The 22,302-nt window shown below is 61.9% G+C and carries 17 protein-coding genes and 1 pseudogene; 1 reads left to right on the plus strand and 17 read right to left on the minus strand.

What is annotated here, in order from left to right; translation table 11 throughout:
• Positions 1-24 precede the first annotated feature (24 nt).
• On the plus strand, positions 25-384 hold the full coding sequence (locus tag ACIP8I_RS07285; RefSeq protein WP_400759853.1) for a DUF6124 family protein: 360 nt from the start codon (positions 25-27) through the stop codon (positions 382-384).
• A gap of 159 nt (positions 385-543) precedes the next feature.
• On the opposite strand, the gene ACIP8I_RS07290 is transcribed toward ACIP8I_RS07285, so the two are convergent.
• From ACIP8I_RS07290 to ACIP8I_RS07370, 17 genes and pseudogenes are all read right to left on the minus strand, one after another.
• Positions 544-2,331, minus strand: coding sequence for a hypothetical protein (locus ACIP8I_RS07290; RefSeq protein WP_400759855.1), 1,788 nt, complete (start codon positions 2,329-2,331; stop codon positions 544-546).
• Between the two features lie 227 nt (positions 2,332-2,558).
• Positions 2,559-3,317: a PIG-L family deacetylase gene (locus tag ACIP8I_RS07295; protein WP_367084632.1), complete on the minus strand. Its 759-nt coding sequence runs from the start codon at positions 3,315-3,317 to the stop codon at positions 2,559-2,561.
• Between the two features lie 183 nt (positions 3,318-3,500).
• Positions 3,501-4,160: a glycosyltransferase gene (locus ACIP8I_RS07300; RefSeq protein ID WP_400759858.1), complete on the minus strand. Its 660-nt coding sequence runs from the start codon at positions 4,158-4,160 to the stop codon at positions 3,501-3,503.
• Entirely contained in the window at positions 4,157-4,756 is a 600-nt protein-coding gene (locus ACIP8I_RS07305; RefSeq protein WP_367084630.1) for an SAM-dependent methyltransferase, read from the minus strand. The genes ACIP8I_RS07300 and ACIP8I_RS07305 overlap by 4 nt, the downstream gene beginning before the upstream one ends.
• Positions 4,753-5,526, minus strand: a complete 774-nt coding sequence (locus ACIP8I_RS07310) for a PIG-L deacetylase family protein (protein WP_400759860.1) — start codon at positions 5,524-5,526, stop codon at positions 4,753-4,755. Before ACIP8I_RS07310 ends, ACIP8I_RS07305 begins: the two co-directional genes overlap by 4 nt.
• On the minus strand, positions 5,523-6,521 hold the full coding sequence (locus tag ACIP8I_RS07315; protein WP_400759863.1) for an acyl-CoA dehydrogenase: 999 nt from the start codon (positions 6,519-6,521) through the stop codon (positions 5,523-5,525). The genes ACIP8I_RS07310 and ACIP8I_RS07315 overlap by 4 nt, the downstream gene beginning before the upstream one ends.
• A 1-nt stretch (position 6,522) precedes the next feature.
• Positions 6,523-8,682, minus strand: coding sequence for a glycogen debranching protein GlgX (gene glgX, locus ACIP8I_RS07320; protein ID WP_400759866.1), 2,160 nt, complete (start codon positions 8,680-8,682; stop codon positions 6,523-6,525).
• 255 nt (positions 8,683-8,937) lie between these two features.
• Positions 8,938-9,273, minus strand: a complete 336-nt coding sequence (locus ACIP8I_RS07325; protein ID WP_400759868.1) for a DUF2934 domain-containing protein — start codon at positions 9,271-9,273, stop codon at positions 8,938-8,940.
• Positions 9,274-9,300: 27 nt separating this feature from the next.
• Positions 9,301-12,069 (minus strand): malto-oligosyltrehalose synthase, encoded by a 2,769-nt coding sequence (locus ACIP8I_RS07330; protein ID WP_400759869.1) that lies wholly within the window; start codon positions 12,067-12,069, stop codon positions 9,301-9,303.
• The gene (malQ, locus tag ACIP8I_RS07335) at positions 12,066-14,144 is read right to left on the minus strand and encodes a 4-alpha-glucanotransferase (RefSeq protein WP_400759872.1); all 2,079 of its coding nucleotides are present in this window, start codon (positions 14,142-14,144) and stop codon (positions 12,066-12,068) included. Before malQ ends, ACIP8I_RS07330 begins: the two co-directional genes overlap by 4 nt.
• The gene (gene treZ / locus ACIP8I_RS07340; RefSeq protein WP_400759873.1) at positions 14,141-15,943 is read right to left on the minus strand and encodes a malto-oligosyltrehalose trehalohydrolase; all 1,803 of its coding nucleotides are present in this window, start codon (positions 15,941-15,943) and stop codon (positions 14,141-14,143) included. The genes malQ and treZ overlap by 4 nt, the downstream gene beginning before the upstream one ends.
• Before the next feature lie 18 nt (positions 15,944-15,961).
• Complete coding sequence (glgA, locus tag ACIP8I_RS07345; protein ID WP_367084623.1) at positions 15,962-17,548, minus strand: glycogen synthase GlgA; 1,587 nt, start codon at positions 17,546-17,548, stop codon at positions 15,962-15,964.
• 585 nt (positions 17,549-18,133) lie between these two features.
• Positions 18,134-19,087: a D-2-hydroxyacid dehydrogenase family protein gene (locus ACIP8I_RS07350; protein WP_400759876.1), complete on the minus strand. Its 954-nt coding sequence runs from the start codon at positions 19,085-19,087 to the stop codon at positions 18,134-18,136.
• A gap of 13 nt (positions 19,088-19,100) precedes the next feature.
• Positions 19,101-20,153 carry an alpha/beta fold hydrolase gene (locus ACIP8I_RS07355; RefSeq protein ID WP_400759878.1) on the minus strand — a complete coding sequence of 351 codons (1,053 nt, stop codon included), beginning with the start codon at positions 20,151-20,153 and terminating at the stop codon, positions 19,101-19,103.
• Positions 20,154-20,239: 86 nt separating this feature from the next.
• A complete protein-coding gene (locus ACIP8I_RS07360) occupies positions 20,240-20,674 on the minus strand; it encodes a YqaA family protein (protein ID WP_400759881.1) in 435 nt (144 codons plus the stop codon).
• Positions 20,674-21,120 carry a DUF411 domain-containing protein gene (locus ACIP8I_RS07365; protein WP_400759883.1) on the minus strand — a complete coding sequence of 149 codons (447 nt, stop codon included), beginning with the start codon at positions 21,118-21,120 and terminating at the stop codon, positions 20,674-20,676. The genes ACIP8I_RS07360 and ACIP8I_RS07365 overlap by 1 nt, the downstream gene beginning before the upstream one ends.
• A gap of 329 nt (positions 21,121-21,449) precedes the next feature.
• A pseudogene (locus ACIP8I_RS07370) lies at positions 21,450-21,977 on the minus strand (methyl-accepting chemotaxis protein); the annotation flags it as partial.
• Between the last annotated feature and the right edge of the window lie 325 nt (positions 21,978-22,302).

The following is a 22,302-nucleotide window of genomic DNA, read 5'->3' on the forward strand; positions in this document are numbered from 1 at the left end:
GTGCCTTGATCGGAGTCCCAGCTAATGTCCGAAACCTCACCCAATCCGCCAATCACAGACCCGCTATCACCCTACGAATCCCTCAACTCCAGAAAACTCCACGAAGCCGCCGAACGCGCCCTCGACCACTACCTCGCGCCCGCGCACATCATGGCCACGCCCTACACCCCCAGCAGCATGTTCATGGTCAACCCGCAAACCGACACCGATTCGCTGCTGGCCAACGCCTGCGAATCCCTGGCCTCGGCCACGGTCATGCTCGGTGATTTCGCCGGCACGCTGGAAGGGCCGGGTCGCAATACGGCGCTGGGCATTGCGCAGGTGGTGATGCTGGGCGAGTTGGCGGTGAATCAGGCGCTGGATAATCTTGTGCCGAAGGAATAGCCGACAGCAGTAATGGCCTCATCGCGAGCAGGCGAAGGCCTACAGTGGATCTGCGCGGGTCACAGGTTGTGTGCCGGGCAAGGATCACTTGTAGGCGTGAGCCTGTTCGCGATTGCCATTAAATAAATCCGTCTCTTTATCCCTGCTTAGAAGAGTTTTTCAGCTTTTAAAAGTGATTTTCGCTATTCGAAACGCAACAGCTGCATGGTTTGAACTTTTCCCCTTGATCTCGAACTTGAGTGTATCGAACGCCTGGCCGTTACGCGGGGTAAATTCCTCATCAATTGAAATACCACCGGGTCCCTCGTGAAGCAATATTGAGTCCACCACATCATTGTTCTGTCGGAATTCAAGCATGACGTAAAAAGGTGAACCATAGCCGTCGTACAACTCTGCTCTGATGAGCGCACTTCTGGCATTCCCCTGCTTCAGTTCTAAGGAGTAAGCAAGTATGTTTGGAGCAGTACTTGTATACGAGTAGCCATTCAGCTCGCTGACCACTGCAACCATATGCTGATAGTTCTCGACCCCTCCGAAGGATTCATTAAGCGTTACTTTAGTGTTCGTCCCCGACACGGAATCTCCCGGTATTTTGAGGTGCGTGGCTCGTGGATATGACTGAAAATCTTCGACGAGGTCAACGAGATCGGTCACAGTCACCGCCCACACTCCCGATTCTGTACCGCTGCCATACAACGCCTTGGCCTTGAACTCATGCCTCGTAGGTGTCAGCCAGGTCAGCAGTACCGTCCATACACCTTTGTCATCGGCCCTGGCCTTTTTGCCAGTGGAGATGGCACCGTCGTAAATCTCCACCTCAAGAAAGGTGTTCGCCGTCCCCGTCAGGCGGATACGGGGGTCAGGAGTACTTCCACCATTACTGATTGGCTGCCCGTTGGAATCATGCGCTGCAGTGATAGTCGGCGCCACGCCATTCAACACGGTCAAACGCCAGAGGTTCGACGTCGGATTATTCGCGTATTGGCCAACGGCCTTGAGGGTGTGCAGCACGTTCAGCGCTAATCCGCTTACGGTTCGTGTCCAGATCCTGTCGGAGCCAGCCTCCGCGATGCCTTTGGATATCGCACCGAGGAAAACTTCTACCTTCTGGCCGGGAGGGGCGGAGCCGGTGAGTGTGATTCTGGTGTGCACGGTATGACCGTTGTCGGGGATCTCCCATTTGCTTTCGTCTTGCACTGAGGTGATCGTGGGTGCGGTCAACTCGACAGCCAGGTGAATGTCCAATGTCGTGCTGTCGGAGATCTCAAAGTTGCCTAACTGGTCGGTCACCCTGAAATAGACGGTGAGCTTGCCGTCGCCCGTTTTTTCAAAGTCGGCGGTATACAGCGTCATGCTCAATTCGGCACCCGGGTGGGTGACCTCCAGATCGAAAGCATGATTGCCAATCTGCAGGCGCACAAGGTCATAAAGCTCGGGCCCGGTGTATTTGAAGGTGAATTTAACGCCTTGAGCCGCCCGTTCCGCGCTGATGCCGTCGGTGACCACGTCGCCTGGAATCTCCAGAACCAGGTCGATCGGTCCTTGCAGATGGTAGAGCACGTCCAGATCGCGTGAGGGTTGCGGGTGGCCACCGAGGCGAGTTACGACGTAATACAGGCGATTGGTGCCATGTTTCAGGAGGTTATGCGGCACATAGAGGGGGATGCGCTTATGCTCGTCTCCGGGTTGCACGGTGTGGCTTGCCACCGGTGGTTCGTCGTCGTTCAGATACAGGGCGACCGAATCGAATTCCGCCTTGGGGTCTTGGAAGAACCGCCGTTCAGTCCATGGATCAATCACCACCTGCAGGCCCAATGGGTTACCGTCGTAAATTGATTTGGGAATACCGCCGTCGGCACGATCGGCGGGCTTGATCGGGGTTATCCAGCCTGGAATGAGTACGGGATAAAGCTCAAGAATATTGTTTGATATTGACGGGATATTCATGGCTGCACCTCGCGTGATGGGCGTCTGTCCAATCGGACGTAGCTCATCTCACCTCAGGTAAAAGCCGTTGCCTACTGTCATATCTGACAGGTGAGGGCGGGTATCAGACGAACGGCAAATCCTCTGTAGGAGTGAGCCTGCTCGCGATGGCGGTCGATCAACCATAACTGCGTTGACTGACACACCGCTATCGCGAGCAGGCTCACTCCTACAGGGGAGAAGGGGGTTCAGATGAATACAATTTCGTACGGCAGGCGCATCCGTTCCAGGATCACCGGCGGCAGCATCGGTGCGATGCCGATCGCCGGTTCGCCTTTGAGCTGGCTGGCGTAGGCGTGGGTGGCGTGGCTTTTGCGCGCCACAGTCCAGGTGTCGAGGCGCAGTTTGCGTGCGCGTTCCCAGGGGATCAGGTTCTGGTCGCGTTCCGGCCAGTGCCAGGCCCAGACCGGCACGTCATGGAAGGTCGCGCCGACTTGCGCTGCCGCTTTGGCACTCGCCCGGCCAACCGCCTCGTGATCGTCATTACGATCCTCGCGCCAGGTGCTGAACACCACGTCGCCGGGGCGCAGATAACGGGCGATGAACTCGGTGAGGTCGGCCTCTCGATCGAGCAGCGCGTTGTCGGTGAACCCGCCACGCACCCATTTCAGGCTGTGCATCGGCAAGCCGAGACGGCGCAGCGCTTCGACACTTTCCTGGGGCCGGAACACGCTCAGGCGTTTTTCCGACCATTGCCGCGAGCCGGGATGGCTGGCGCTGCCGTCAGTGATAGACAGCAGTTGCAACGGATGGCCGAGGCTGGCGAGCAATTGCAGGAGCCCGCCACAGGTCACCACCTCATCACCCGGATGCGGGGCGACGACGACGGCTCGGGCACCGGGTGGCACCAGACTGTGGGTATTGATGACAGGGATGTTGTCGAGTTGCCGGGCGCTGTTCCATATCTGCGCCGGCAGCGGATTGTCGCTGAGGGTTAACGGTTTCATGGTATTACGTCCTTGTTGTCTCTGGCCCTCAGTCGTGCAGACACCGTGAAAAATCAGGCGCGCGCGACCCGTGAAGGCGAATGGATTGCCGTGCGACGCTCCGAACCCTGGATTGCCGCGCAGCAGAGTATTGCTCATGAAACTTGATTCGTCGCGTCACAGATCAATCTGATCCGCTTTTTTTTAACCAAGCTGTGCCAGATTTCGCAGATAGTCACCGAATCCGCCTCGTGCCCGGCTGTCCAGTCGGGCACTGGTGCGTACCTGCGGGCGATGACTCCAGGCGATGTCGGCACCGCACTGTTCCAGTCGCCGCACCAGTTGCACATCTTCGTCACAGGCCAGCGGCGGGAAACCACCGGCCCAGCGATAGGCGTCGGCACTGACCCCGAGGTTGGCGCCGTGGATGTGGCGATGCCCGTCACGGGCCTGATAGTGACTGTGATAGCGAATCTGCGCGGCTTCATCGAACGACTGATCCCAATGTTCGACGGTCACCGTGCCGCATACCGCGTCGGCGCCCAGCCCCAGCTGCGCTACCAGCCAGTCATCGGCTACGCGGCTGTCGGCGTCGGAGCAGGAAATCCAGCGGGCGCCGCGCTCCAGCAGAACCTGCGCGCCGGCGGCCCGGGCCTGACCGACGTTGCGCGCGTCGATGTGCAGGCTCAGCACCGGAAAACCGCTGACGATCTGCGCCGAGCGGTCGGTGCAACTGTCGAGCACCACCAGCACTTCGACCGGCTCGCCGGCCAACAGCCCGTGTTTACTGGCGCGCAGTGCCGCGCTGAGGCATTGCTCGAGCAGGTCTTGCTCGTTATGCGCCGGAATCAGAATGCCGATCATCGCAGGCCCTCCAGTGCGGCTACCGAGCGCGGCTCGCGGCTCCAGACTTCAAGAAGGAAGTCCGCTTCCTGATGCAATGCCAGACGCGGCAGCGGCAGTTGCTCGTGGATCAGGTCATGCACCTGCCGCGCGTTCAGCGGGCAGCCGTCGATGGGCGGGCGCCAGTGGCAAGCGAGCAATTGCCCGTCCGCGGTCAGGGATTCACTGATGCGGCGGATCACTTCTGTCAGATCTTGGGCATCGAGGTAGTAGCCGATTTCGCTAAATACAATCAGGTCGAATTTTTCTTCCGGCCAGTCGCCGGGCAGGCGACTTTGGCGCACCTCGGCGTGGTCGAAAAGGCTCAAACGGGTACGCGCCAGGTTCACCGCCGCACTGGCGGTGTCGCAACACAGCAGGCGATCGCAGCGCTCGGCGAGCTCGGCACTGAGTTCGCCATTGGCGCAACCGGGTTCGAAGATCGCCCGGTAATGCGCACGGGGCAGGGCGGCGAGGGTGATCGCGCGTTTGCGCTGTTCGTACCAGCGCTCTCGGAAGGCCCAGGGATCATCGTTGGCGCTGAATAATCCGTCGAAGTAACGATCATCGACACTCATAGGAACACCACTTCGAACGGTTGCAGCAGACGATCCAGCACATACGGCGCCAATACCGGTTGCAGCCCGGCTTGCGGGTCGCCTTCCAGTTGGCTGGCGAACGCATGCACCGCGTGGCGTTTGCGCGCCACTTGCTCGGGGGACAACAGAATCTTGCGTGCGCGCTGCCACGGCACCGAAGCGTCTTCGGGGGAGGCCCAGTGCCAGGTCCATACCGGCAATTCGTGGCAGGTGGCGCCAACCCGGCGTGCAGCTTCAATACTGGCGCGGCCGGCGGCTTCGTGATCGCAGTGGCCGTCCTCGCACCAGGTGCTGAACACCACGTCGCCGGGGCGCAGGTGGCGTTCGATGAAGGCGACCAGCGACGACTCATCCGCGGCGACCTGGCTATCGCTGAAACCGCCGCGCAGCCATTTCATCCGGTGCAACGGCACGCCGAGGCGGCGCAGGGCTTCGGCCGATTCCTGCGGCCGCACCACGCTCAGACGTTCAACCGGCCAGCGCTCGGAGCCAGGATGACTGGCGCTGCCATCGGTGACCGAGATCAGTTGCAACTGACGCCCGGCGGCCGCGAGCAACTGCAACATACCGCCGCAGCCGAGCACTTCGTCATCCGGGTGTGGAGCGACAATCACCGCCCTGGCCCCCGGTGGCACCAGACTGAGGACATCAACGCTGTCCAGTGCCGCCAGGTGCCGGGAATGTTGCCATTGCAGCAGCGAAGTGCCCTGATGGCCGATGATCGGATCGGGTTTGTTCACGGCATTCATAGCGTCCAGACCTCCTCGGAGTGTTCAGCCAGCGCTTGGCCAAGGGCCGCCAGATCACGCTCGGCATGGCTCTGGCGCAGAAACACCGGCAGATCGGCGCTCAACCGGGCGAAGTGCCGATCCTTGCAGAACGGCCCGGCGCCCAGCGCACGCCCGACGTCGCGCATCACCTGCTCAGCCGATTGCTCGACCACTGCACGGGCACGCCGGGCCAACAGTGCGGCATCGGCTTCGGGGTGCGCATCAATATGCAGGGCACTGAATCGCAGCACATTGGCTGCCGCGTACAGCGCTGAGTCGACCGCACCGAGGTGGGCGAGGGCGTGCGGCTCCTCGCGTTGTGCGCAGTGTTGCCGCAGCACCTCGGCGATCTGCCGCGCCGCGCCGTACCAGCACGCGGCGATGCCGATCCCGCCTTGCCAGAAACCCGGACGATTCAGGTAGTCGCCGGGTTCGCCGATGGCTTGGGCTTCGGCGCCGTCGAACAACACTTCGACGCTGCCGGTGGCGCCCATGCCGACCGCTTGCCAGCCCTGATCGGTGATGGTCACGCCCGGTTGATCCAGCGCCACCGCGACCAGTTGCTGACGATCCTCGGCGTCCCACGTGGTGAGCAGCGCATGGCTGAGCACCGCCGCCCCCGAGCACCAGGCCTTGCGCCCGTCAAGGCGCACCATGTGCCCGGACGGTCGCACTTGCACCCGCGCCTGCGGCGGTTCAGCGGCCCACATGCCCCAGGTGCTGCCCGGCGTGGGCGAACCACCGAGCTGTTCGATGATCGCCAATGCGTCAGTGTGGCCTTCGTAGAGTTTGCACAAGCCCAGATCGTGTCCGCCGACTTCCGCCAGACGCTGAAAGCGCTCCAGCGTGCGGCCGCTGCCGGGCAACGGCAACTGATCCAGGCCGGCCTCGACCAGCGCCCGCAGGCAATGGCCGAGTGCGGCGGTGTCGTGATAGTCCGGCGGGCGGCGCGCCAGATAACTGTGCAGGTCCATATCAGTCTTCTTCTTCGCGTTGCAGTTCGAACAGCAGCAGCGAACGGCCGGTGACCGAATACTCATGGCCGAACTCGAAGCGTTCCTGACCGCGAATCGATGGCTGATTGGTGTCGATCATGCAAGTCCAGAAACTGCCTTCCGGCACCTCGGGCAGGCTGAAGTTGACGATGTCGTGGTGGGCGTTGACCACCAGCAGCAACGTCGCATCGGCACCTTTGCGGCGGATCCCGGTTTCCTGCGCGCGACCATCGAGCAGCATGCCCAGGCAACGGTTATGCGCGTCATGCCAGTGTTCGGTGGTCATCTCGGTGCCGTCCGGCGCCAGCCAGGTGACGTCCTTGACGCCAATGTCCTCGTTGTATTCGCCGACCAGGAAACGCCCGCGACGCAGGATCGGGTAAGCCATGCGCAACTTGATCAGGCGTTTGACGAATTTGAGCAGCGCCTTGCCGTCTTCGCTCAAGTCCCAGTTGACCCAGCCGATCTCGCTGTCCTGGCAATAGGCGTTGTTGTTGCCGTCCTGCGTGCGGGCGAATTCGTCGCCGGCAACGATCATCGGCGTGCCTTGCGACAGCAGCAGCGTGGCGAAGAAATTGCGCATCTGCCGATGGCGCAGTGCATTGATCTCCGGATCATCGGTCGGGCCTTCGACCCCGTGGTTCCACGACAGGTTGTTGTTGCTGCCGTCCTGGTTGTTCTCGTCGTTGGCCTCGTTGTGCTTGTCGTTGTACGACACCAGATCGTTGAGGGTAAAACCGTCGTGGGCGGTGATGAAGTTCACCGACGAGTACGGCCGCCGCCCGCGCTGGTTGAACATCTCGCCGGACGCGGTCATGCGGCTGGCGAAGTCGGCAACCTGGCCGTCGTCGCCTTTCCAGAAGGCGCGCACGGTGTCGCGGAATTTGTCGTTCCACTCGACCCAACCCGGCGGAAAGTTGCCGACCTGATAGCCACCGGGGCCGCAGTCCCAAGGCTCGGCGATCATTTTCACCTGGCGCAGCACCGGGTCCTGACGGCAGGCGACGAGGAAGCTGTGACGCTCGTCGAAACCATCGTGATAGCGCCCGAGAATGGTCGCCAGGTCGAAGCGGAAACCGTCGACATGCATCTCGCTGGCCCAGTAGCGCAGCGAGTCGGTGACCATTTGCAGCACGCACGGGTGACTGAGGTCGAGCGTGTTGCCGGTACCCGAATCGTTGATGTAGTAGCGCTTGTCGTCCGGCATCAGGCGATAGTAGGAGGCGTTGTCGATGCCGCGCATCGACAGGGTCGGGCCTTGTTCGTTGCCCTCGGCGGTGTGGTTGTAGACCACGTCGAGGATCACTTCCAGATTGGCTTCGTGCAGGTGCGCGACCATCTCCTTGAACTCGGCGATCTTGCCGCTGGCCAGATAACGCGGGTCCGGGGCGAAGAAGGCGATGCTGTTGTAGCCCCAGTAGTTGGTCATGCCCTTGTGCAGCAGGTGCTGGTCGTTGACGAAGGCGTGGATCGGCAGCAATTCCACGCTCGAGACGCCGAGTTTGCGGATGTGCTCGAGCACGTCGTCGACCATCAGACCGGCAAAGGTACCGCGCACGTTCTCCGGCACCGACGGGTGACGCATGCTGATGCCGCGTACGTGGGTCTCATAAATGATCGTCTTGTCCCACGGCACGCTGACGCGGTGGTCGTTGCCCCAGGTGTGCGCCGGGTCGATGACCTTGCACTTGGGCACGAACGGCGCGCTGTCGCGTTCATCGAAACTGAGGTCGGCGTCGGGGTGGCCGATGGTGTAGCCGAACAGCGCTTCGGACCATTTCAACTCGCCGACCAGCTGTTTGGCGTAGGGGTCGATCAACAGTTTGTTGTGGTTGAAGCGATGGCCGTTCTCCGGGTCATACGGGCCATACACACGGTAGCCGTAGATCAGCCCCGGATGGGCGTCGGGCAGATAGCCGTGGAAAATCTCGTCGGTGTATTCCGGCAGTTCGATGCGTTCGAGTTCGACTTCGCCGGCATCGTCGAAGATGCACAGCTCGACCTTGGTGGCGTTGGCGGAAAACAGCGCAAAGTTCACCCCCAGACCATCCCAGGTGGCGCCGAGCGGGAAGGGCAGACCTTCACGGATTCTGGACGGCTCAGCGTGCGCTGCGGGCTCGGCTTTTTTTGGACTGGACATGATTGCTCCTGCAAAACGGGTTGGTTCGAATAACGGATCAACTGTGGGGAACAGAATCTGTGGTGAGGGGATTTATCCCCGATCGGCTGCGAAGCAGTCGCAAACTCGGGGCCGCTGCGCGACCCATCGGGGATAAATCCCCTCACCACAAATGCTCTCCAGACAGGGGAGTAAGGTGTTTTTTTGAGGACGAGTGAGTCCTCGGTGGCGAGCGAACTCGCCACACGGTCATTCAGTTCAATAAATGCGGGTGTATCAGTTGGCCGGGGGCTTGCGCGGGGCGCGCGGCTTTTTCTCGGCGGCTTTTTCGCCCGGTGGAATTACTTTGGCGGCGCTGGAGGGCTTGGCTTTGGCGTCCGCAGACGCCTTGGGCTTGACCGCCGGCTTCTTGCTTTCGCTGGCTTTGCCGTTCGCCGTCTTGCCGGCAGTTTTGCTGCCCGCAGCCTTTGACGACTTCTTCGGCGCCAGGGCCTCGGCTTCGGCCAGTTTGCGCGCCATTTCCCAATGACGCGCTTCATGCCCTTCAGGTTTGCCCTCCGATTCCCAGATCTGATAGGCAAACTCGCGGATGCGTTTATCGTCGGTACTCATCGCAATGCTCCTGAACTGAACTCGTCGTTACGTAAAGAGTTGGATAAACAGATTGACCGGGAAATCCCCCAGCGCGGCGCTGACGTTCAGCTCCCTGTTTTTTGTGACTGCGCTGCTGTGAAAAAGTCCCTTCAGGTTTGTGTCAGAGGCGGCGAACGGTAAAACCACGCGCGTATCGCCCCAGCGCAGCGCATCCACCTGTGGCTCGGCACTGTTTTCCAGCAACGTCGCGCAGCGGATCGGCACGATCACGATGGCGTAGCGGCCCTCGTGCTCACGAGCGAACGCGAGCACGTTGTGCGCCTGCTCACCCAGCACCTCCAGGGCCTGATACGTGCCCCGGCGAAACAGCTCGGCGTGTTCGGCGCGCAGGTTCAACACCTGGGCGATCAACGCTTGCTTGATGCGCCCGTCACGCCAGTTCACCAGCAGCTCCGGGAGCGGCGCGTGTCCGTCCAGGGCCTGCGCGCGCGCGGCGTAATCCACCGGCCGGCGGTTGTCCGGATCAACCAGGCTGAAGTCCCAGAACTCGTTGCCCTGATACAGATCCGGCAGCCCCGGCACGGTCATGCGCAGCAAGGTTTGCGCCAGACTGTTGAGGGCGCCGGCCGCCGCGATGCTGTTGACAGTCTTGCTCAGCGCGGCACGCAGCAGCTCGCCTTCGTCACCGGTGAGCAGGCGCTGGGTAAACGTCTGTGCAGCGTTTTCGTAGGTTTCATTCGGCGCGCTCCAGCTGCTTTGCAGCTTGGCTTCGCGCAGGGCTTTCTGTTGCCACTGCCAGATGCGTTCGGCGTAGTCGCTGAAACCTGCCTGATCGTCATCACGCAATTGCAGCGGCCAACTGCCGAGCAGCGCCTGATAAAGGATCAATTCATCACCGGACGACGGCACTTGATCATCGTCGCGCAACGGCCGGGCGAGGGCGCGCCACAACTCGACCTGTTCGGCGTACCAATGGCTGCGTTCGCTGAGTATCGCCAGCCGTGCGCGGGTGTCTTCGCCGCGTTTGTGGTCGTGGGTGGCGGTGGCCAGCAAGTTGTCGGGGAACGCGTCCAGGCGTTGCTGATTGACCGCATGGAAGTCGCTGACCGGGGCGCTGAACTGCTCGGTGTTGTAGCCGACATCATTGCGCGACAGCAACACCGCCGAGCGATACAACGCGGTGTCTTCCACGGCTTTGGCCGCTGCCGGCGACGTCAGTTGCTGGAAACGTACGCAGGCGTGCTTGAGGATCTTGCGCGAGCGCCCGCGTGGCTTGTGCCGCCATGGCGTGCCACCGAGCCAGGCCGCCACACAGTCGAGCACCGGCCAGTCGCCTTCGCCCAAGGTCTGGCGCGCACCGTCCATGGCCTGCTGGAAGAATTGCTCATCCTGCGCTGCGCGACCCAGTGCATTGATGTAAGTGCGATACACCGGGAAATGCACGATCAGTGCCTGCAACACCCGACGGATCGCACCGAGGGTCAGGTCACGGGTCATCAGGTCATCGCGCGCCACTTGCAGCAGCGCCTGGGCGACGCTTTCGAAGTCACTGGCCAGCGAGCCGTTGAGGATCTGCTGGCGCGCCAGTTGTGCTTCTTCGATGAACGCCGCCGGACGCTCGGTGCGGCGTTGCCATAGGTCGCCGAGGACGTGTTCGCCCTCCGGGTCGTGTTGCAGCAGCGACAGTTGATTCATGAACTCGTAACCGGTGCTGCCATCCACCGCCCAGTCGGTGCGCAGGGTTTCGCCGGCACCGAGAATCTTCTCGACGTAGATCGGCAAGTGCCGATCCGGCGCAAGCAAGTCGAGGCGCCGCCGCAGTTTGCGGCAATAGCCACGCGGGTCGGCGAGGCCGTCGATGTGGTCGATACGCAGTCCGTCGACCAAGCCTTCGGCGATCAACTGGAAAATCTTGCCATGGGTCGCTTCGAACACGGCCGGGCGTTCGACGCGCAGGCCGCCGAGTTCGTTGATATCGAAAAAGCGCCGCCAGTTGATGTCGTCCGCGGCGGTGCGCCAACTGGCTAGACGATAGCTCTGGCGTTCGAGCAACTGGTGCAGCTTGTCGAAGCCTTCGGTGCTGGTGGAGTCGTAATGCGCGAGACTTTCCTCGATCGCAGCAAGGATCTGTGGATCGCTTGCCAGCTCTTTCAGTTCAGCCTTGAGCGGAATCGCCAGCGCATGCGCGTCGGTCTGGTAGCTGAGGGTACTGAAACGATCGGCCAGGGATTTCAGCGCTTCGACCGGTTTGAGCAGCTCGCCATAGTCATTCGGGCAGATCGGGAAGTGGTGCTCATAATGCTCGACATGGAAGCGTCCCTGCTGCGCATCGAAATGCAGTTTCAGCGTGCCTTCCTGCAGCGCGACACCGTAATCGCTGCCGAGAAACGGTAGCAGCAACTGGCCCTCCATCAACGGATCGGGCGAGTGCCACTGTATGTCGAAGAACTCGCCGTAAGGGCTCAGGCGGCCCCATTCCAGCAGGTCGAGCCACCACGGATTGTCACCGCCACCGACGGCCATGTGGTTGGAGACGATGTCGAGGATCAGGCCCATGCCGTGTTCGCGCAGGGTGCTGACCAGACGCCGCAGCGCCGGTTCGCCACCGAGTTCCGGATTGACTTGCGTCGGATCGACCACGTCGTAGCCGTGCATCGAACCGGCGCGGGCCGCGAGCAGCGGTGAGGCATAAATGTGGCTGATGCCGAGGCGGGCGAAGTACGGCACCAGCGGCACCGCCTGTTCCAGAGTGAAACCCTTGTGAAATTGCAGGCGCAGGGTGGCGCGCAACGGTTGGTTGAACGATGAATTCATTGGTCACGCTCGGCAGCTTGCAGGCGGGCACAGGCCAGTAGTTCCAGGCGGCGCGCAGCATCGGCGCCATCGAGCAAGGCTTCGCTGTTGCCGGGCAGGCGCCGCGACCAGTTCGGATGGCTGTCGATGGTGCCCGGCAGGTTGGCTTGCTCGTCGATGCCCAGCGCGTCTTCCAGCGGCAACAGCACCAGCGGCGCGCGGGTGTGGCCGAGGAAACGCACACTGGCATCGACCACTTGATCGGCCTCGTGGGACTCTTCGCGGAAGTTTTGCGGATCCTGACTCAGCGCATCGCGAAGGCCTTGGCGCTCACGCTGGCGATGCCGGCGCCATTCGATTTCACCGTTGGCATCGACAAAGTCCAGGCGCGCATTCCAGTCGATGTCGCGGCCATGCCACCAGCCATTGAGCGTCGGCAGGTCGTGGGTGGTGGTGGTCGCCAGCGCGTTATCCGGCCAGTCGAGAATCGGTTTGAAACGGCTGTTGTCCTGTTCGAACAGCAGCACGCGCATGCCGAGGATCGCCCGCGCACTTAGTTTTTCCCGCAGCCCGTCGGGCACGGTACCGAGGTCTTCGCCGAGGACGATGGCCTGGTGTCGATGGGATTCGAGGGTCAGCAGGCGCAGCAGATCATCCACCGGGTAATACAGGTACGCACCGTCCGCCGGAGCCGCGCCGTTGGGGATTACCCACAGACGTTGCAGGCCCATTACATGGTCGATACGCAGCCCGCCGGCATGCGCGAAGTTGGCGCGCAGCATGTCGATGAACGCACGAAAGCCATTGCGGATCAGGCCTTCGGGGGAAAACGCGGAAATCCCCCAGCCCTGCCCGGTGCGGTTGAGAATGTCTGGCGGCGCACCCACGGTGAGCGAGGCGAGCAGTTCGTCCTGAAAGCTCCAGGCCTGGCTGCCGGCGCCGTCGGCACCGACCGCTAGGTCAGCGATCAGGCCGATGCCCATGCCAGCACCGCGTGCAGCCGCTTGCGCACGCTCCAGGCAACGGTGGATCAGCCACTGGCAAAAGGCGAAGTAGCCGATGCGCTCGGCGTATTCCTCGGCAAACGCTTCGAGGGCGGCGCCACGCGGCTCGTGCCAGTGTTCCGGCCAGTGCCGCCAGTCGAGGCTTTCGCCCCGGGCGGCGCGCATTTCCTGAATGGCTTCGAAGCGGCAGTGATTTTCCAGGGCTTCGCCGCCGGCATGGCGGAAACTGGCGAAGTCGGCATGCAACGGATGCTCGCCAGCGACGAAACCGTCGTACAGCGCTTGCAGCAGTTTGTACTTGGCCTCGGCGGCGCTGGGCCAGTCAATCAGTTTGAGGTCTTCCAGTTGCTTGAATTGCTCGGCCAGGCCGCTGGCGTCGATCGCATCGCGCAAGGCCCGTTCGCCAAGGATTGCGCCTGGAGCGGCATACAGCGAATTGAGGAACAGCCGGCTGGACGGTGAATACGGGCTGTAGCGCCCGGTGTCGGCGCTGAACATCGCATGCAAAGGACTGATCGCCAGCGCCTCGGCGCCGCGTTCGCCGGCCACTCGGGCCAGCTCTTCCAGTGCCTGGGTGTCACCAAAACCGCCATCGCCGGGGCGGCGCAGACTGTACAGTTGCGCGCTCAGGCCCCACACGCGGGGGATCGGGTTATCTACCGCATCGCCGACGCTGTAGCAGCGCTCCGGCGCCACGGCGAGGGTGAAAGACTGATCGGCGATGTGTACTTGTTGATAGCCGACCGGGATCAATCCCGGCAGTTTCGCTTCGGCATCGAGCTTGAGGTTGAGCCGTGAACCGTCTTCAAGCTGGATTTCGCAAGGCGTTTCCGGTTCGAAATAGCGGGCCAGATCAACGCTGACCCCGACATCTGCGGTCAGCAGCGGCGGCAGGTGGCGATCCTGTTGCACCTGTTGCAGTTGCAGCAGGCTGGCGTCGATTTCCTGCGCGGTATTGGCCGGATGACCCAGCCCGGTGAGGACATTGCGCAGCACCGCCGGGGCGACTTTCTGCGGGCGGCCATTGGCGTCGATCCAGTCGACGGCGAGACCGGCGCGGCTTGCGAGTATTTCCAGTTGCGCATCGCTCATAGGCGCTCTCCATCCAGAGGTTGCAAGGGGGTTGCGGCCGTGAGGCTGACAAGCGCGCAATACGCGGGCAGTTGGCCCGGTTCCGACAGGGCAACGGCGGACGGCTGCTGAAACAGCCACACGGCGTCGGTCTGTGGAGGGTTGACCACTGGCGTATCGCTGAGGTTCAGGTCAATTCGCAGCTCACTGCCATCGCCCAGGCGCCAGCGCGCGCTGACCGCGCCACGGCCGAGCATGTGCGCGCCGAGGGCCTGCGTGCCGGACAGATTGGGAATGATGTATTGATGGCGCAATTGCAGCAGTTGCCGGTACAGCGCGAGGGTTTCCTGCTGTTTCTCAGTGCCGCTGCCAATCAGGCGAGGCTGCGAGGCGTGGAAGGTCTGTTCGGCATTCGGATCGGGAATTTTTTCGCGCTTGTGCGGATCGGTGAAGGCGCTGAACGCCGCGAACTCATTGCGCCGACCTTCGCGTACCAGGTCTGCCAGTTCACCGTGGTGGCTGGTGAAGAACAGAAACGGTTGCTCGGCGGCGAATTCGTCGCCCATGAACATCAGCGGAATCATCGGCGACAACAGCAACAGCACGGTGGCGGCCTGCAGTGCCCGTGGATCGGCCAGGTGGTGCAAACGCTCGCCGAAGGCCCGGTTGCCGATCTGGTCGTGGTTCTGCAGGAACAGCACGAAAGCGGTCGAGGGCAGGTGTTCGCTGGGCTCACCGCGCGGTTCGCCGTGGCGAGTGATGTGGCCCTGAAACACGAAGCCCTGACTCAGACAACGGGTCAGTTGTTCGGTGGGTTGCAGCGCATAGTCAGCGTAATAAGCGTCGGTTTCGCCGGTCAGCAGCACATGCAGTGCATTATGGCCGTCGTCGTTCCACTGCGCGTCGTAATCCTCTTCAAGCAGGCTCGACTGGTTGAGCTCGTTTTCCACGGTCAGCCAGACATGGCGCGTCGGATCGACCTGCTGCCGAATACGCTGCGCCAGTTCGGGCAGGAAATCCGGGCTTTCGATCGCGTGCACTGCGTCCAGGCGCAGACCGTCGAAGCGGTATTCGAACAGCCACATCAGCGCGTTTTCGATGAAAAAGTCCCGCACTTCACGCCGACGGAAGTCGATCGCCGCGCCCCAAGGCGTGTGCTTGTCTTCGCGGAAAAAGCCTTTGGCGTAGCGTCCGAGGTAATTGCCGTCGGGGCCGAAGTGGTTGTAGACCACGTCGAGAATCACCGCCAGACCATGGCCGTGGGCGCTGTCGATCAGGTGCTTGAGTTGTTCCGGGGTGCCATAGGAAGCTTGCGGGGCGTAGGGCAGCACGCCGTCGTAGCCCCAGTTGCGTGTGCCGGGGAACTGCGCGAGCGGCATCAGTTCGATCGCGGTGATGCCCAGTTCGGCGAGGCGCGCCAAGTGCTGCTCGACTTCGGCAAAGCCGCCGAGTGCGCCGACGTGCAACTCGTAAATCACCGCTTCGCTCCACGGCCGGCCGTGCCAGGTGGTATGTCGCCACTGATAGGCCAGCGGATCGACCACCACACTGTGGCGATCAAGGTCGCCGTCCTGGGCGCGGGAGGCCGGGTCGGGCACTTCCAGTTCGCCATCGATGTTGAAGCGGTAGCGGGTGCCCGCCGGGCACCGGGTCTTGATCACGAACCAGCCATCGGCCTGCGGTAACATCGGCAAGGACTGACCGTCTTCAAGTTCGACACTGACGTAAAACGCATCCGGTGCCCACAGCGCAAACTGAGTGTGTTCGGCGTCCTGCATGATCGCGCCGTGGGGCCAGTTTTCTTGGGTCCGTAACGGCATTATGAAAAGCTCCCTGAGTTATTTGTGGCCGGCTTTACCCAGCGCCTTGGCGACCAGTTGTTCGTAGAGTTCGGCATACGGTTCGACCGCTTTGCACCAGTTGAACGGCGCGGCCATCGCTCGGCAGCGCATGGCATTGAGCAGTTCGGGGAAAGCGAATACCTTGAACGCGCGGCTCAGGGCTTCGCGGTAACTCTCGACAGTGGATTCGTCGAAGAGAAACCCGGTGACGCCGTTCTCGATGGTGTCGGCCAGACCGCCGGTATTGCGCGCCACCGGCAACGAGCCGAAGCGCTGGGCGTACATCTGGCTCAGGCCGCAGGGTTCATAACGCGACGGCATCAACAGGAAATCGCTGCCGGCAAACATGCGCCGGGCATCGGTTTCATTGAAGCCGATGCGCACGCCGATCTGCCCAGGAAAGCGCAGCGCCAGTTCACGCATGGCCTGTTCTTCTTCCGGCTCGCCACGGCCGATGATTGCGATCTGGCCACCGTTCTGCACGATGTATTCGGAGACGGCTTCAGTCAGATCCAGACCTTTCTGATAAACCAGACGCGAGACCACGGCGAACAGCGGGCCGCTGGAATCCTTCAAGCCAAACAGTTCACGCACATGGGCGGCGTTGACCGCTTTGCCTTCCCAATCGCCAATCGCAAACGGTGCGAACAGATGCGGATCAGTGGCGGCGTCCCAGCTCTCGTCGATGCCGTTGGGAATGCCGCTGAGCAAGCCTTGCTGGGTCTTGGCGGCGAGAAAACCGTCGAGACCGCAGCCGAAATCCGGGGTGGTGATTTCCTGCGCGTACGTCGCGCTGACCGTGGTGATATGGCTCGAATAGGCCATGCCGGCCTTGAGGAACGACATTTTGCCGTAGAACTCCATGCCTTCCTGTTGCAGGGCATGGGTCGGGATGCCGAGTTCCGGGCACGAGCCGAGGCTGGTCACGCCTTGATAGGCCAGGTTATGAATGGTGAACAGGGTCGGCGTGCGCTGCCCGCGCCAGTGCATATAGGCAGGGGCCAGACCGGCGGGCCAGTCGTGGGCATGCACCAGATCCGGGCACCAGTGAATTTGTGCGAGGTTGGCGGCGATGTCGGCAGCGGCCAGGCCCAGGCGGGCGAAACGAATATGGTTGTCCGGCCAGTCGCGACCGTTGTTGGCACCGTACGGCGAGCCTTCACGCTCATACAGCTCGGGGCAGATCAGGACGTAGATCACCAGCCCGTCCGGCATGTCCATGCGCCCGATCTTGCACGGAGGCAATGCGGCATGGCCGCCAAGTTCTCCGATGATGTGGATCGGGTTTTCGCTGTGCATCACCTGCGGGTAACCGGGGATCAACACGCGCACATCGTGCAGATGCGCCATGGCGCGGGGCAGGGCGGCGGAGACGTCGCCCAGACCGCCGGTCTTCACCAGATCGGCGATTTCCGAGGTCACGAACAACACTTTCTTCTTGTTGGGATTCTGGCTGGCGACCGGCGTCAGCGTTTTGGTGCCCGGGACGTTGATCGACCGGCTGCCGGGAAGACTCAATGTGCTCGCTTCGCCAACTGACTGCTGAGCACGCTCTCCCTGAATATCCAATGCCGCACTGATCATGTGAATCTCCCGTGTCGTTGATCTGTTTCTTGTCTGGAACAAGCCATATCCATGGCCAAATCCTGTGGCCGGGCGCAAACGCGCCACGCATCGGTGAGCAAACGCTACCCAACACGCGCAAGCAGAATGGGTGAAATGGCCGTTGCAAGGATTACACCAGTCGCGTTGCCCCTGCCTTTCTGATGACCCGTCGCTTCACGCAAAAGTTTCGACTTTTTTTGCGTGCGGTGACCGACTGGTCTGACCCCGCGAAAATCAGTCTAGGCCAGATCCTAGAGCGGGCGAGGGCAAATGGGTAAATTGTTCGACAATCGGTTTGCAGGCAGCGAAAGACGTGGTGTGCAAGGCGGAACGCACCGACGAAGTGCAGGTTTTTTTGTTTGGAGGGGCTAAAACGGTGACTGGATGGTCACGATTGTGTGCTAGCGCAAAGGCGGGGTGCACTGTTGTGGTGCGGTCAGTTTGTTGATCTGCTGAACACTGATGCACCTGTAGGAGCTGCCGAAGGCTGCGATCTTTTGATCTTGATTTTCAAAAACAAGATCAAAAGATCGCAGCCTTCGGCAGCTCCTACAGGGTGAGGGTTTAATTTAATAAACGGAGTGGGTTGCCGGCCGCCCAACCCTGGATATCCTCGATCATCTGCGCAAAGAACTGCGCATAGTTCTGCCGACTCACATACCCCACGTGTGGCGTGGCCAGCACATTGTCCAGTGTGCGCAACGGGTGCAGTGCAGGCAGCGGCTCCTGATCGAATACATCCAGCGCCGCGCCGGCGATCTTCTGTTTCTGCAACGCCTTGATCAGCGCCGCTTCATCGACGATCGGCCCGCGGGCGGTGTTGACCAGCAGTGCGGTGGGTTTCATCCAGTCCAATGCCTGTGCATCGACCAGCCCGCGGCTGCGTTCGCTGAGCACCAGATGCACTGACAGCACATCGGCCTGTTCGAACAGTTGCTGCTTGCTGACCCAGGTCACGCCGGCCTGCTGCGCGCGTTCAGCGGTGAGGTTTTCGCTCCAGGCAATCACGCGCATGCCGAACACCTGAGCGAATTGTGCGACCTTCTGGCCGATGCTGCCCAGACCGAGAATGCCCAAGGTCTTGCCGTGCAAATCACCGCCCAGCCCTTGCTGCCAGCCACCGGCGCGCAGGGAATTGGCTTCATTCAGCAGATTGCGCGTGGCGGCCATGATCAGCGCCCAGGTCAGTTCCGGCGCCGCGTGTTTGTAGCTGTCGGTGCCGCAGACCTTGATCCCGAGGCCAGCGGCCGCCTGCATGTCCAGCGCCGCGTTACGCATGCCACCGGTGACCAGCAGCTTGAGATTGGGCAGGCGCTGCAGCAGGTCCTGATCGAAACGCGTGCGCTCGCGCATCACGCAGATCACCTGGTACTGGCCCAGACGTGCAGCCAGTGTGGCGTTGTCCGCCGGGTAGTCATGCACAAACGTCACTTCGCCGATGCTGTCGAGTACCGACCAGTCGACCACGTCCCGTGCCACGTCCTGCCAGTCATCGATCACTGCAATCTGCACCGCCATCAGCCTTACCTCATCAACGAACGGGATTGGTGTTGTTCAGCCAGCCGAGCAAGGCCTGGTGAAATTTCGCCGGTTCTTCCATCTGCGGCGCGTGGCCCATGCCGGGGAATTCCACCAGCGTCGACTGTGGAATCAGCTTGGCGACCTGCTGGCCGAGCACCTCATAGTGGCCGATTTTCGCCTTGACCTCGGGTGACGCGAGATCCTTGCCGATGGCCGTGGTGTCGGACGTGCCGATCAACAGCAGGGTCGGCATCTTCAGATCCTTGAACTCGTAGTACACCGGTTGGGTGAAGATCATGTCGTAGATCAGCGCCGAGTTCCACGCCACCTGGGTTTTGCCCGGGCCGTTGCTCAGGCCGGCGAGCATGTCGACCCAGCGGTCGAATTCGGGTTTCCAGCGCCCGTCGTAATAGGTGTTGCGCTCGTAGTCGCGAATGCCTTGGGCGGTGACTTTCAGTTCGCGCTGATACCACTGATCCACGGTGCGATACGGCACGCCGAGGGCCTTCCAGTCTTCCAGGCCGATCGGGTTGACCAGCGCCAGTTGTTCGACCTGATCCGGGAACAGCAGCGCGTAGCGAGTGGCAAGCATGCCGCCGGTAGAGTGGCCGAGCAGGGTGGCTTTCTGAATGCCGAGGGCCTTGAGCAGCTGTTGGGTGTTGGTCGCCAGTTGCTGGAAGCTGTACTGATAGTGATCGGGTTTACTGGAGGTGCAGAAGCCGATCTGATCCGGCGCGACGACGCGGTAACCGGCCTCGCTCAAGGCTTTGATCGAACTGTCCCAGGTGGCGGCGCAAAAGTTCTTGCCGTGCATCAGCACCACGGTGCGCCCGTTGGCCTTGCCGTGGGCGGCGACGTCCATGTAGCCCATCTGCAGGGATTTACCCTGGGACTGAAAGGCAAAGTGCTTGAGCGTGTAGGGGTATTGGAAACCTTGCAGCTCCGGGCCATAGGTCTGGCCTTCGGCGGGTGCAGCTTCGGTGGGCGCAGCAGCGTGGGCAAATAGCGGCAGCGCAGCAGTCAGGAACAGGCCGGGCAGCCAGCGGGACAGCGTGACGGACATAAGGGCAAACTCCATGGAAATCGGCCGATGCTGGAACGCCCGGATTAGGGCGACGTTAACCACAGGCAACGCCATCGCCGGAATGTTCAACCGAGCCAGCCCAGGGTGATCATCGCCACCACGGCGTAACGCGCGCCTTTGGCCAGCGAGACGATCAGCAGAAAGCGCCCGAGCGGCTCGCGCATGACGCCGGCGATCAGGGTCAGCGGATCACCGATCACCGGCAGCCAACTCAGTAACAGCGACCAGTGACCATAGCGCTCGTAGTGTTTGCGCGCAGTGGCCATGTGTTTCGCGCTGACGGGAAACCAGCGTCGATCCTGAAAGCGTTCGAGGCCGCGCCCCAGCCACCAGTTGACCAGCGAACCGAGGACGTTGCCCAGCGTCGCCACGCCCAGCAGGCCCCAGAGCCAGTAACGGTCGCTGGCGATCAGCCCGACCAGCAGCGCTTCGGATTGCAGCGGCAACAGCGTCGCTGCGCCGAACGCCGCGGCGAACAGCCCGATGTAACCGGCAGCCATCAGTGCGCCGGGTAGTCCGCCACCACGACATCCGTGCCGTCCTTTTTCAGGCCGATCACTTGATAGGCATCGCTCATGCCGTCCATTTCCATGCCCGGCGAACCCATGGGCATGCCCGGTGCGGCGATACCCAGCAGATCGTCGCGTTTGCTCAGGGCCAGCACTTGTTCAGCCGGCACATGGCCTTCGACGAACTTGCCGTTGATCAGTGCTGTGTGGCACGAGCCCAGGCGTGGTGGCACGCCGTGTTGCTGCTTGAAGCTGCTCATGTCGGTTTCGACGTGGTCTTCGACTTTGAAACCGTTGGCTTCGAGGTGACTGATCCATTTTTTGCAGCAGCCACAGTTGGCGTCGCGGTGGACTTCGATCGGGATCAGCTCGGCGGCCTGGGCCAGGGAGGACAGGAGCAGGGCGCTGAGGGCGGCCAGTCTCAGGGAGGTTCGCATAATGGATTCTCGGCTCGGATGACGATCAATAAAGGAAAGTATTTTGACCGGATTATCCTGCCCGGCATCAACGGAGTGTTTCAAGTTGATACAAGGCAGGCCGGCAGGATGATCATGGATCAAGCCTGACAGCCTGCTGAGCGAGAGATTACAAATCTGTCAGGCAGAATGGAGATGCGCTCTGTGGCGAGGAAGCTTGCTCCCGCTCGGCTGCGCAGCAGTCGCCAATCGGCCAATGTCGGCTTCCTGTTTATTGCGGTGTCAGAGTTGGGGCCGCTTCGCGACCCAGCGGGAGCAAGCTCCCTCGCCACAATAGACTGGTAGGGGAATCACCGGACCTTGAAGCGTCCCATGATCGCGCTCACCCGGTTGTTGGCTTCGAGCAGTTGGCGGGTGTTGAGTTCGCTGGCCTGGCCGCTGTGCACCAGTTCTTCGACCATGTGGCGGATCTGCACCATGCTGCGGTTGATCTCTTCGGTCACTGCACTCTGCTGTTCGGCAGCGGTGGCGATCTGCGTGCTGAGGCTGTTGATGTGGCTGACCGAACCGGCCATTTCATCCAGACCCGAGTTGACCCGCGCCGTGGCGTCGGCGGCGGACTGGCAGCTGGCCTGGGTGTTTTCCATGGCGCTGACCGAGGAACTCACGCCTTGCGTCAGGCGCGTGAGCATCTCGTTGATTTCCGAGGTGCTGGCCTGAGTGCGGGCGGCGAGGGCGCGGACTTCGTCGGCGACCACGGCAAAGCCGCGACCCTGTTCACCGGCCCGAGCGGCTTCGATGGCGGCATTGAGCGCCAGCAGGTTGGTCTGCCCGGCAATTGCACCGATCACCCCGAGAATCTCGGTGATGCGTTGTGCGTCCTGCTGCATGTTCTCGACTTTTTTGGTGGCGCTGGCCACTTCGTCGATCAAGGCCACCACGCTGTTGGTCGCTTCACCGACCACCACCCGCGAGCGGTCGGCGTTTTCGTTGGCGCGCTGGGTGAACGCCGCGGTTTCAGCGGCGTTCTGCGCAACGCTTTCGGCTGTCGAACTCATTTCGGTGATGGCGGTAACGGTCTGATCGGTTTCCGAAGCGTGGCGCAGGAGAATCTGGCTGGTGTTGGCCGACGTGCGCTGCAAGTCATCGAGGCTCGAAGCCATGGCGCCGGTGGCCTGGGTGACTTCACCGATCATGTTCTGC

Source organism: Pseudomonas sp. NPDC088414 (genome assembly GCF_044753325.1).
GTDB lineage: Bacteria > Pseudomonadota > Gammaproteobacteria > Pseudomonadales > Pseudomonadaceae > Aquipseudomonas.